The organism is Cupriavidus sp. 05N39 (assembly GCF_056397325.1).
The window spans coordinates 1-11,650 of the sequence record NZ_JBFTNE010000155.1 but is presented as its reverse complement, the minus strand read 5'-3'; the positions used below and the strand labels follow the sequence as shown (position 1 = coordinate 11,650).

General features: G+C 63.8%; 12 protein-coding genes and 1 pseudogene. 7 read left to right on the top strand and 6 right to left on the bottom strand.

Annotation, left to right across the window (positions count from 1 at the left end; translation table 11 throughout):
- From AC1DN0_RS38275 to AC1DN0_RS38250, 6 genes and pseudogenes are all read left to right on the top strand, one after another.
- Window positions 1-147, top strand: a pseudogene (locus AC1DN0_RS38275) (TenA family transcriptional regulator); the annotation flags it as partial.
- A 74-nt stretch (window positions 148-221) separates the two neighbouring features.
- Window positions 222-587 carry a 2Fe-2S iron-sulfur cluster-binding protein gene (locus AC1DN0_RS38270; RefSeq protein ID WP_441636887.1) on the top strand — a complete coding sequence of 122 codons (366 nt, stop codon included), beginning with the start codon at window positions 222-224 and terminating at the stop codon, window positions 585-587.
- A 27-nt stretch (window positions 588-614) separates the two neighbouring features.
- Window positions 615-938 (top strand): ferredoxin, encoded by a 324-nt coding sequence (locus AC1DN0_RS38265; RefSeq protein WP_441636885.1) that lies wholly within the window; start codon window positions 615-617, stop codon window positions 936-938.
- Between the two features lie 61 nt (window positions 939-999).
- On the top strand, window positions 1,000-1,332 hold the full coding sequence (locus AC1DN0_RS38260) for a 2Fe-2S iron-sulfur cluster binding domain-containing protein (RefSeq protein WP_276286659.1): 333 nt from the start codon (window positions 1,000-1,002) through the stop codon (window positions 1,330-1,332).
- 224 nt (window positions 1,333-1,556) lie between these two features.
- The gene (locus AC1DN0_RS38255) at window positions 1,557-3,098 is read left to right on the top strand and encodes a hypothetical protein (protein ID WP_477146485.1); all 1,542 of its coding nucleotides are present in this window, start codon (window positions 1,557-1,559) and stop codon (window positions 3,096-3,098) included.
- A gap of 69 nt (window positions 3,099-3,167) precedes the next feature.
- Window positions 3,168-4,676: a gamma-glutamyltransferase family protein gene (locus tag AC1DN0_RS38250; RefSeq protein ID WP_441636881.1), complete on the top strand. Its 1,509-nt coding sequence runs from the start codon at window positions 3,168-3,170 to the stop codon at window positions 4,674-4,676.
- Between the two features lie 48 nt (window positions 4,677-4,724).
- On the opposite strand, the gene AC1DN0_RS38245 is transcribed toward AC1DN0_RS38250, so the two are convergent.
- Window positions 4,725-5,900 carry an OpgC domain-containing protein gene (locus tag AC1DN0_RS38245; RefSeq protein WP_441636880.1) on the bottom strand — a complete coding sequence of 392 codons (1,176 nt, stop codon included), beginning with the start codon at window positions 5,898-5,900 and terminating at the stop codon, window positions 4,725-4,727.
- 522 nt (window positions 5,901-6,422) lie between these two features.
- On the opposite strand from AC1DN0_RS38245, the gene AC1DN0_RS38240 reads away from it, so the two are divergent.
- Window positions 6,423-7,685, top strand: coding sequence for a serine hydrolase domain-containing protein (locus tag AC1DN0_RS38240; protein ID WP_477146484.1), 1,263 nt, complete (start codon window positions 6,423-6,425; stop codon window positions 7,683-7,685).
- Window positions 7,686-7,793: 108 nt separating this feature from the next.
- Here AC1DN0_RS38240 and AC1DN0_RS38235 read toward each other — a convergent pair whose 3' ends face one another.
- The 5 genes from AC1DN0_RS38235 to AC1DN0_RS38215 all read right to left on the bottom strand — a co-directional run.
- Window positions 7,794-8,252: a DUF2846 domain-containing protein gene (locus tag AC1DN0_RS38235; RefSeq protein ID WP_441636877.1), complete on the bottom strand. Its 459-nt coding sequence runs from the start codon at window positions 8,250-8,252 to the stop codon at window positions 7,794-7,796.
- Window positions 8,249-8,659 (bottom strand): hypothetical protein, encoded by a 411-nt coding sequence (locus tag AC1DN0_RS38230; RefSeq protein ID WP_441636875.1) that lies wholly within the window; start codon window positions 8,657-8,659, stop codon window positions 8,249-8,251. Before AC1DN0_RS38230 ends, AC1DN0_RS38235 begins: the two co-directional genes overlap by 4 nt.
- Window positions 8,660-9,007: 348 nt before the next feature.
- Window positions 9,008-9,205 carry a DUF4926 domain-containing protein gene (locus tag AC1DN0_RS38225; RefSeq protein WP_441636889.1) on the bottom strand — a complete coding sequence of 66 codons (198 nt, stop codon included), beginning with the start codon at window positions 9,203-9,205 and terminating at the stop codon, window positions 9,008-9,010.
- Window positions 9,206-9,245: 40 nt separating this feature from the next.
- Window positions 9,246-9,677 carry a hypothetical protein gene (locus AC1DN0_RS38220; protein WP_441636873.1) on the bottom strand — a complete coding sequence of 144 codons (432 nt, stop codon included), beginning with the start codon at window positions 9,675-9,677 and terminating at the stop codon, window positions 9,246-9,248.
- Window positions 9,678-10,421: 744 nt separating this feature from the next.
- On the bottom strand, window positions 10,422-11,650 hold a 1,229-nt coding region (locus AC1DN0_RS38215; protein ID WP_477146483.1), incomplete at its 5' end, for a polymorphic toxin type 43 domain-containing protein.

The following is an 11,650-nucleotide window of genomic DNA, read 5'->3' as shown; positions in this document are numbered from 1 at the left end:
GAACACGCCGACACGCCCGAGCTGCAGCAGCGCTGCCTGAAAATCTGCGAGATCGGCGCACAGATGCGCCTGCTCTACACCACCGCGCTCTATCACGACTACGTCGCCCAGGAGATCTCCCTGCCTGAACTGGGCATGGCCGCCTGAGCCCGCAATAAAACGAGGCCGGGCGCATTGCCCCGGCCGCTCCCCCCCTCACAGACCGCTTGCGGAAACGTTGTATGCCGAAAGTCGTATTTCACAAGAACGGCCAGACCTTCGAGGACGAGGTCAAGCCCAGCACCAACCTGGTGGTGCGCGCGGGGATCAAGCAGTTTCCCTATCCGAACCTGCGCTACGAGTGCGGCATGGGCAAATGCTCCAAGTGCGCCTGCCGCGTGATCGCCGGCGGCGAGCACCTGCCGCCTCCGAACTGGAAGGAAAAGAAGCAACTGGGCGAGCGGCTGGAACAGGGCTATCGCCTGACCTGCCAGATCTGGCTGGAGCACGACATCGAGCTCAGCCAGGACGAGTTGCCGGTGGAGAACGCCACGGCGAGCAGTGTGGCCAACGTTGCGCAAGCTTGCATCCCGGCCAGCCCGCAGTAACACCAGCAACCACCAGGCAGCGCAGTCATGTACGTGATACTCAGCAGCAAACCGGGGCAATTCAGGACCGAACTGGTCGAGGGRCTGGTGGCCGTCGAGGCATACGACTATCTCTTCTACGGCCGCAAGACCGCGCACTTCGTCATCGCCGAAATGGCGCATCCGGTCAAGGTGAAGGTGATAGAGGAATCCGGCCAGGATGCCGATGCCGCCAGCCGGCAGGCGCCGGCCATCAATTACGTGCCCTCGAAATTCCTCGACAAGTTCGACACGCTGCAGGAAGCCCGCGACGAGCTCAAGCGCCTGTCCACCTTCGGCAGCATGGACATCTCACTGGTAAGGCGTGAATAGCGCGCGCTGAATAAACCGAGTATGGCCGGCATAGCGCCGGGCAGCCCCCTCATGCAATCGGATCGTTTCCATGATTGAAATCACCTTTGTCAGCAACGGCGGCAAGGTCGTCAGCGCCCCCGAGAACAGCAACCTGCTGCGCGTTTCCCTGCGCGAGAAAGGCGGCATCCCCTTCAAGTGCGGCGGCGGCCTGTGCGGCACCTGCAAGTGCAAGATCGAACGCGGACTGGCGTTCACCGACGCCATCAAGCCCAAGGAACGCAAGCATCTGACGGAGGCGCAGTTTGGCGAAGGCTACCGCATGGCCTGCCAGACCTTCGTCAACGGCGATATCAGCGTGTCCTGGGAAGTCCAGGTGAGCCCGGCGAAGGCCGTCGGGACAGTCGCCGGATAAGTGCGCCAGTCGCCGTGTCCTGCCCGCCCCGGCGCAGGCACGGCACCCGGCCGCAACGTGACGCAACGCGCGCATGGCGGCCATGAAGGGGAACTGCCGCGCACTTGCGCGCAGGGCGGCCACGCCATGGGTTGCCGCGCCGGTGCCAGGCCAGCTACGATGCCCCCTCGGCACAGACCGGCGGCCCCCACCCAGCCACGCCGGCACAGGAGACAAGCCCCAAAATGGAATCACATATCGCCCTGGGCGCGGCCCACTGGGTCTACCTCGCCGGCGTCCTTGCCATCGTGCTGACGATGGTGTTTCGCGCCAACGTGGTCGTGCCCGCGATCGTCGCGACCTTCCTCGTCACGCTGGCCTGGACCCATAGCCCGGTCAGTGCGCTGGCCAGCATCTTCAACGCCAGCTTCGTGGCGGCGCGCGAGTTGTTCAATATCTTCCTGGTGATCGCGCTGATGACGGCGCTGCTCAATTCGCTCAAGGCGCTGCGCTCCGACGTGCGCATGGTGGAGCCCTTCCGCGCAGTGATGAAGAACGGCCACGCTGCCTACTTCATGCTGGCCGCCATCACGTACACCATCTCGCTGTTCTTCTGGCCCACGCCTGCCATCCCCCTGGTATCCGCCATCCTGCTGCCSGCCGCGATCGCCGCCGGMCTGCCGCCGCTGGCCGGYGCCATGGCSATYGCCATMGCSGGSCAGGGYAYSGCGYTGTCGTCSGACTATGTGATCGGSGTGGCGCCGGGCATCAGCGCCAARGCMGCCGGSGCSGCGGTCAGYGCSGYSRTGGTGGCSGACCGYGCGCTGGTGCTGTCGMTSATYACCGGCGKCATCGCGCTCACGATGGCTTATTTTTCCATCCGCGCCCAGATCCGTCCCGCCAATGCCGGCCACCTGGCCCGCTGGCAAGGCCGCGCGCCCGATGCCAGCCTGGCCGGCACCGAAGCCGCCGGCAGCTTCGACAAGAGCGCACTGGCGCGCGGCACCGCGCACGACGAGCCGCTCGGCACCGATGCCAATATCGCGCGCAGCCTGTCGATGGTGGAGCTTCGCCAGATCAAGTGGTCGAAGGTGTTTGCCGTGCTAACGCCGTTAGCGTTCGCCGCCGTGATCGCATTGATGGTCGTGCCCAGGCTGGGCCTGGGCGTGGCCGAACTCAAGGGCGGCGAGGCGGCCGCCATGGTCGGCGGCATGGCAGCGCTGCTGATGATCCTGTGCACGCTGGCGGCCGAGGGCCCGCGCAAGATGCTGGATGTCAGCGCGGAGCACATCACCGATGGTTTTGTCTTTGCCTTCAAGGCGATGGGCTCCGTGCTGCCGATCGCCGGCTTCTTCTTTATCGGCGCGGGCGATACCGCCGGCGCCATCCTGCACATCGGCCCCGGCCATGCGCCGAGCCTGCTGTTCGAACTGATCCAGGGCGCCGGACAATGGATTCCCAACAACCACGTCATGGTGGCTTTCGGCGTGCTGCTGGTGGGCATGATCACCGGCATCGACGGCTCCGGCTTTGCCGGCCTGCCGCTGACCGGCACGCTGGCCGGCGCGCTGGGCCCGACCGTCGGCATCGACGCAGCCACGCTGTGCGCGGTGGGCCAGATGGGCGCGGTCTGGACCGGTGGCGGCACGCTGATTGCCTGGTCCTCGCTGGTGGCCATCACCGGTTTCGCGCGCGTGCCGGTGCTCGATGCGGTGCGGGCGTTGCTGATACCGGTGCTGGCGGGTCTTGCCGTATCGACGATGTGCGCCGTGGTGCTGTGGCGGTGAGGAACCGCTCACGCATGCCGCTGCGTCAAACCCGATTGAAACGAATCTGATTCCCCTGGAACGCCACGCATGAGAACGACAGCTTTCGCCAATCCTGCCGCCACCCCTGCCATCGCCGGCGGCGAAGGCGTGCGCGCCGCGCACTGCATGGTCGCCACCGGCCACCCGCTCGCCGCCGAGGCCGCGCTGCAGGTACTGCGCGAAGGCGGCAGCGCCATCGACGCGGCGCTCGCGGCCGATGCCATCCTGGGCGTGGTGGAGCCGATGGCCACCGGCATCGGTGGCGACATGCTGGCCATGATCGTCGAGCCCGATGGCCACGCCGTGAGCTACAACGGCACCGGCCGCGCACCCGCCGCGTTCCCGATGGAGGCGCTGGCGGCACTGCCCAGGCAGCGCATCCCCGAACGCCACGCCCTGTCGCTGACCACGCCCGGCGCGGTGCGCGGCTGGGAAGACCTGCACCGCCGCTACGGCCGGCTGGAGTGGAAGCGGCTGTTCGCCCCCGCCATCGCGCTGGCGCGCGACGGCTTCGCGGTAGCGCCGGTGGCGGCGCGGGAATGGGCCTTGTTCGACCGCGTGCTGCATCAAGATCCGGTCTGCGCCGCGCTGTATCGCGCTGGCCGGCCCCCGGCCGCCGGCGAAACCTTCAGCAATCCGGAGCTGGCCGCCACACTGGCCGCTATCGCCGCCGAAGGCGCCGATGCCTATTACCTCGGCAAACCCGCCCAGGCCGCCGAAACGGCCAGCCGCCATGCCGGCGGCGCGCTGGCAGCGGCCGACTTCGCGGCCCACCGGGGCGATTTCTGCACCCCCGTCTCCACCGGCTTTCGCGGCCTGACGATCCTCGAATGTCCGCCCAACACACACGGCGTCGCCATCCTGCATGCGCTGGACGAACTGGGGGAACTCGATCCCGCCATGCTGGCGCAGGACGATCCCGCAGCCGTGGTACGTACCGTGCAGGCCATGGGCCGCGCCATGCGGTACGCCAGCGAAACCGTGGCGGACCCGGCCGGCAACACCGTCTGCACCGTGGTGGTGGATCGCGACGGACTGGCGGTCACGCTGATGACCAGCATCTTCAAGCGCTTCGGCTCGGGCATTGCCGTGCCCGGTTGCGGCTTCGTGCTGCAGAACCGCGGCTTCGGCTTTGCGGGCCCCGGCCATATCAACAGCCCTGCCCCCGGCAAGCGCCCCTATCACACCGTGGTGCCCGGCGCGGCGCTGCGCGGCGGCCGCTTGCACGCCGGCTTCGGCGTGGTGGGCGGGCTGATGCAGCCGCAGGGCCAGCTGCAGTTGCTGGTCAGGCTGGCCGCCTGGCACCAGCCGCTGCAGGCTGCGCTCGACGCGCCGCGCTGGCGCCTTGAATCCGATACCGCCCTTGCCATCGAAGCCGGCATGCCGCCGGACATCGTGCGGGCCCTGCGCGAAGCTGGCTACGCGGACCCCGCCGGCCTGGGCGAACTCGGTGGGCGCAGCGATTTCGGCGGCGCGCAGATCGTCATGCGCGACGCGTCGGGCGCGCTGCTCGGCGCCTCGGACAAACGCAAGGACGGCATCGCGCTGGGCGGGTAGAGCCCCGCCCGGCGCGCAGGCCGCACGACCGGCCTGACCAAAGGCGCCCTAGGCGAGCGCCTTCCGCTCTTCCTTCCGCCCCTCCTTGCTCTCTTCTCTCCGCGCCTCTTTCCTCTCTTCCTTGCGCCGCCCGTACCAGCCGCCGATCACCAGCAGCAGCGCCACCGCCACGATGTCGCCACCCAGCGCGATGGGCCGCGAAGGCCGCCCGCCGGCAATGCCGTGGGTAAAGCCCTCGATCACCACCGACACCACTGCGCCGAAGACAAAGCAGAACAGGCTGTGGCGGCCGATCTGCACGACCGGCCCCATCACCGATGCCAGCCGCGCCACCCAGCCCGCGCGCACCGCGAGGTAGCACAACCAGGCCAGCCCGAGAAAGCTCACGATGCGCAGCGCCGCCAGGCTCTTCTTGGGCAGCGGGAACACCATGGTCGGCAGCCACGCGGGCAGCCACGGCTCGTACACATGCGGGCGCATCCACAGGTAGGCCAGCAACACGCAGGCCAGCGTCACCGCCACCGCCAGCCCTGTCACAACCCAGCGCACCAGCGCCTGGCGCGGCAGGATGATATCGGGCCGCAGGCGCGCCATCAGGCCCAGGCCGAACAGCAGTTGCCAGGCGAACGGGTTGAAGCTCCAGCCATTGCCATCGCTGCTCGGCAGCAGCGGGGTGAGCATCGGCGCCATCAGCCAGAGCAACGCGCTCGCGCCGACAAAAGTCAGCGGCATGGCCCGCGCCATACGGATTGCCAGCGGCGCGAACAGGATGAAGACCGCGTACATCGGCAGCACGTCGGAGACAAAGGGCTGCCGCGCCACGCTGAACACCTCGATCAGCGTGCTGAACGGATGCGCCATGAAGACCGGCGCCTCCGTGGAACGGATCGCCGGCGCAGGCACCCGCGCCAGCGCCAGCAGCAAGCCGAAGACCAGCATCAGCACGCCGGTCAGCACGAACGCCTTGTAGATCTCCCAACTGCGGCGGATCAGGCGGTTCTGCGCGGCGGATGCGCCATGCCGCGCCTCCATGGCTATGTAGGCCGCCCCTGCCGAATAGCCGGCCAGGAAGACAAAAATCTCCGCCGCGTCGAAGAACGCGAAATTGCGGATGGTGTAATCGGCCAGCACGCTGCCGTTCACGTGGTCCACCACAATGAAGATCAGCGCGATGCCGCGAATCAGGTCAACCTCAGTTCTGCGCTGGGTTTCGATCTTGGACAAAAGCAACTCCTGGAATACCTGGCAATCCGGGGCCCCGACAAAGCGTCCGGATGTCTCCGAGGCCACCAATCCCTGGCCCCTGTTTATTCAATATGTATGGTTCAGCACCCGAACGCGGCCGGTTGGCGTTCAGCATGCTGCTGGGCCGTCACATGGCTTTGTCCCTGAATACCGGAAAAAGTGCGACGGACGTGCACGCTGGCGAGGACGGCAAACAGCCCTGGCAAAGCGGCGCCAGGGCGAGATGATACGGCATATTGGGGATTACCCTAGGGAGAGGCAGGAGCCAGGGTGCGGGAAGAGCCTGCCCTGTCGTTCCAGAGGGATCGGCTATCATCGGCCTCATAACACCGCGCACAAGCCGAGGACCACAACAACGCGCTATCCGACCGGACTCGTGATTTCCATCAGGCGTGCGACAACAGGGCCTTCCTGTTCTATGTCGTGTTCGGCGCCAACGCCTGGGACTTCGTCACATCGCCGGGTAGCTCAAGGACATGAAGGCAATAACCAGGAGGAGACATGGATATGCAAGGCAGGAAAACGCAGGGGATGTCCCGGGAGCGGCTCGACCGGGTCGAACGTTTCGTCGACGAAGCCTATGTCGCGACCGGCAAGCTGCCCGGGGCCCTCATCCAGGTGTGGCGGCGCGGCGAACTGGTCCTGAACTCGGCGCTGGGCCTGGCCGACCGCGAGCGGCAGGTTCCGTTGGCCGAGGATTCGATCTTCCGCATCTACTCGATGASCAAGCCSGTCACCTCGRTSGCMKTCATGATGCTGGTCGAGGARKGCAAGRTCGCSCTGGACGATCCGGTCGGCAAGTACATTCCGGCATGGGAAAACCTCGGTGTCTACAACGGCGGCTTCATGGAGAGCTTCCAGACGCGCCAGGCTACGCGCCCGATGCTGGTGGTCGACCTGCTGCGCCACACCTCCGGCCTGACCTATGGCTTCCAGCAAAACACCAACGTCGACGCGGCCTACCGCAAGCTGAAGCTGGGCGAACTCGCCACCGACGGCACGCTCGACGACATGATCGAAAAGCTGGCCAAGCTGCCGCTCGAGTTCTCGCCGGGCGAGGCCTGGAACTACTCGGTCTCCACCGACGTGCTTGGCTACCTCGTCGGCAAGGTCAGCGGAATCCCTTTCGAGACCTTCCTGAAAGAACGGATATTCGATCCGCTAGGCATGGTTGATACCGCCTTCCACGTGCCGGAAGAGAAGGCCTCGCGCTTTTGCGCCTGCTACGCCGTCGGCACGCTTGGTTCGAAGGTGGTATCCACGCGCGAGCCGGTACTGCAGGACGATCCCCTCACCAGCCCCTACCTGAAGCCGCCCGGCTTCATCTCCGGCGGCGGCGGCCTGGTGTCGACCGCCGCCGACTACATGCGCTTCGCGCGCATGTTGCTGCAAGGCGGCGAACTGGACGGAGTGCGTCTGCTGGGGACGAAAACGCTGACGCTGATGACATCCAACCATCTACCCGGCGGGGTGGACCTGCCACGCATGTCGCGCTCGATGTTCAGCGAGGCCAACTATGATGGCGTCGGCTTCGGACTCGGCTTCGCCACCACGGTGGCGCCGGCGGCCACCCTGATCCCCGGCAGCGCCGGCGACTTCTTCTGGGGCGGCGCTGCCAGCACCTTCTTCTGGGTCGATCCGCAGGAGGACCTGATCGGACTGTTCCTGACCCAGCTCCTGCCCTCCTCCGCCTACCCGGTGCGCCGCCAACTGCGCACACTGGTCTACAGCGCGATCACGGAGGCGGGGGGCGGAGCAGGCTAAACGCCCGGCGAGCCGTGACACACGATGTCGAGCCTGAGTTCGGATTGGCGCGTGTGTGGATGTCGTCGGCTGCCGTGCCTTCGGTGTAGCTCCGGCTGGGTCGCTAGCTCATTTTGCCGAGGTCTTCGCTACATCCCCGGTATAACTCAGGGAAGACAGCTCCTCCTTGGCTTTGTCCGGCGTCTCCAACTCCAGCACTACGCGGCCGACCATCAGGCCAATCGACGGCGAACTGCGCACGTATTTGGTTTCCCCACCATCGAGAACGAAGCTGAGCGTCTTCTCCGTTTCCGTCGATGCCGAGGCGACGTATTTGCCGGCCGGACGATCCACGAAGAAGAAGCCACCGGGCTTGGATTCCCCGACGACCTGGCTATTGAGGCGAAGGTCGGGTTGAATCGCGGCGCCGAACATGGATGCCGAGCGCAAGAAATAGATGCGACCTTCCCCGGGCTTGATCGTTGGGATAGAGGCCGCCATCTCGGAATGCTTCACACCCGACGCGCAACCCGCCATCAGGAACGATATCGCCATTCCTCCAATTACCATACGTACAACTCGTTTCATTCAATTTCTCCCAAGGTCAGGGGTACTGCGGTTGAAAGCGGGGAATAGTTTTGCTCCCCCGGCAAATAGAAGCCCACCAGCTTGTTGTCTTTGAGCACCAGGTAGGCTTCGTGGACCTGACGGCCTTCAATCGTGAAAATCGTTCCGACCGGCCGGTAGACTTCCCCTTGCGGCAAACGGCCCACCCGTTTCCAGACGGAATGCGCCGCGAGCTGGCGGGTATAACCGGTATCAAGCCGGACGAACGCAGGCGCCAAGAGTTGTATGGAGTGAGCCGCAGCCCCGTCCTGGGCGAGCTCGACGCTTGAGGGTGCCGTTGCGATCATTGGGGCGCAGCCGAGCAGCGCAAGGCTGGCGCCGAACACCGGCCAGCGGCGACGAAGACGTAGAGAAAATAATGGAGACATTATGAAATTCGTTTGAAGCCATACTTCGGGAAATGCGTGGCGGTGCCAATGGGAACCCTTGACTGCCACGTCCTGGGCCCTCTTGGCATACCCGCTCCATGTCGTCACTCACTGGCCTAGCAACTATCGGAGCTAGCCTATCTTGCTATCGAGACCGCCCGTAGTTCTGGAGTAACCCCTGGCGCCACACTGTAACCGATCGGTTTGGCCCACAATTTCTCCAGAGCAGTTTCGAATTTCCCGATGCCGTCCGCGTCACGCAAACCTATCACTGCAACATCATTGCTCTTTTCACAATAGATACACCATTCGCCAACGTCAGATGCATGCTGGGTTCATCGTCTTTATCTAACGTTCAGCCAGCTCCAGATCGCGGCCTGCGAGGACCGCTTGAACTCTCGTCGTCCCATCGGGATTAGAGAACTCTACTTCGTAGTTGCCATCGCAATAGTCTTCGATAACGTATCCGATGTCCCCCCATCTGAGCCCCTCATACGATCCCTCTCGACCAACATAGCGGACGCGGTTGTAAAGTGGAATTTTCATTAACGTCCCTTCGTAAAACCCAAGAAAGGTGTATTCAACTTCAAGCAACCATCAGCCTGCCGCCCATGTCGCCGGCAATCGCCGCCATCGCGCTGGTTAGCTGACCTTCCGGCGTCGCAAACCAGCTTGCAACGGCCGACCCGAAGCTCGTCAGCTTGTCCTTCACACCGTTCCAGCACTCATGCATGGAACAGTTGTTCAGCGCTTCGTTCTGCGCCGCGCTGGCTGCCGCGAATGGATCCTGACCGAATGCAGAGGCGATGCCGCTCCGCTGCCCACTACCGCCGCACCGATGAATGGCGCCAGGGCCGTAGATGATGCTCCGCCAATGGCACCATATCCAGCACCCGACACGTCCCACGTTGGCGACGCCCCGCAATCCTAGACGCAGCAAGGCTTCGCGGGTGGTCAGCGCCCCGATGCAGGTCTCGGGTGCAAGTTTTTGCCCCAGACGCGGTTTTTGGCCGCGCAATCCGATTTCGTTAAAAAATGCAAGGCGCGCAGGTCTAGCCAAAGGGGCAGACTTGCGATCGCAATAGAATGTGACGCCGTCCTGTGCAAGGAAGGCTCGAGGAAAGTTGACCTGGGAATCCGCGACGGGCGCCGCAGATGACCTCGTGGATTCGTCCGGTGTGTGGATGTGTGTACAACACTCGTGTTGTACACACATCTGGGGGTGGGTTAGTCATTCACTCTGCTCGTTAGTTACCCCCCTGCGAACTGAGAGCAGGCTAAGCGGGATTGCCCCACGACCCCAACCGTCCTCAAATCCGGCGGTTGACTACCGTATCAACCCTCTGTCTCAGTCGTTGCGTTGCCCAGCCTCGCGATAGCAGCGTCCGCAACGTCCCGCGAAGCTCCGATACAAGAACTGAATTTAGATCCAGCCAATCCATCGCCTTAAGTGGCCAGTAATCAGAGACAGAAGATTCGAATGCAAACTCGAGTAGAAGCACCTCTGGAAATGAGCGGGCAGCCTCCGCCAGCTCTGGACGAACTTGAACGGCGCGGCTCACGTGATCGTAAAACGCTGTCCTTCCGGTCTCGAGCAATGGAAGTAAGGGCATTGTGTCGTCAGGCTTCGAGATGGTCACCAATCGTTGTCCCACCCGAAAGCACCATTCTCCCCGTAGCCCCACTCCGAGTTCTATCCGACCTATGCTCACAAGCCAGATGTTCTGATGTTCAACACGCGGCGGAAAGATCATTCGGGTTTTCATCGGCTTCCCCAACGTTGATGGTTCACTGTAACGCCGACACGCTTCGAAAGCCATTCCTGGAACTGCTTCTCGATCTGAGGCGTCCAGTTCTGTCCATAGTGCCCACTATTCTCAGTTGTGATGATCGAACCATCTGGTGCTCGGCTGAACGTTCCACCTACGATGTTCTCGTCCTTTGCACCGATTGACTGAACAAGTTTCTGATGCGGCGAGCCATCGAATAGCCCAGCTTTGGGAGCGCCAACAGCAAAGGTACTTGTTGTCGGATCGTACACAAACTCCACACCGCCGCCCGAAGGATAGTAGTTCTTCAAAGCGCCGACCGACGTGTTGTCAGTAATCGCTATGATGCCCGGAGCAGGACCAGAGCCTGAGAAGACCGGTGCTGCCGTGCGTCCGGCAAGCTGCTCCTCAATTGCCTTAGCTACATCATTGCCTACCGACCTCGTTGCTCCCAAGAGCCCAATACCCTTGAGCGTACCCGTAAGCATCCCTTTGATCAATCCAGTGCCGATCAAGTCATCCGGCGAGAAGGTCGGCAGCTCAAGCCCCTGCGCCTTCGCCTGAGCAATCTGCCAGCTCTTGTCCAGCAGTTGGCAGTCTGTGGGGCCTCTGGCGGACCCACAACCCAGGGATGTCTTCTGATCCTGAATCCAGTTGGCAAGGGACTGACAGCCACCTCCCTCACATTTGGTCAGGCCATCGGCCAGAATGTCGTTACTCTTCTGATCCCTTTCAGCATTAATATTGGCAGCCACACACGACGTCCAGACGCCGTTCGCGCATTCCCGCTTGGCCTTCTCAAGCGTCAGCCRATCCTTGAGGCTTAGGTAGTTGTTCAGCGCCTCGTTCTGCGCCGCGYCAGCTGCCGCTGTCGCGTTCTGCCCAAGGGCCGCCGCCAGCCCACCGCCAGCCAACATCGCCGCGCCGATCACGATGGCTTGATTCAGCGAATTGGCACGGTCAGCGTTCGTCTCAATCCCCAGYGCCCCGCCAACCAGCGGCGATATCACTGCGCCGGTTGCGCCGCCAATCGCCCCTGACGCACAGTCCCCGCTGCCGGCCGCGCCCGCGACACAGCCGAGCGCCGCATGGCTGAGAATGTTCTGGAAGGAGCCTGGATCGGTGTTCGCACCGATACTATTGGCTCCCAGCGCCGCCGCCTGTGCCACCAGGCTGCCCTTGAGCGCATTGCCGAAGCTGCCACCGTTGAACGCCGTACTGA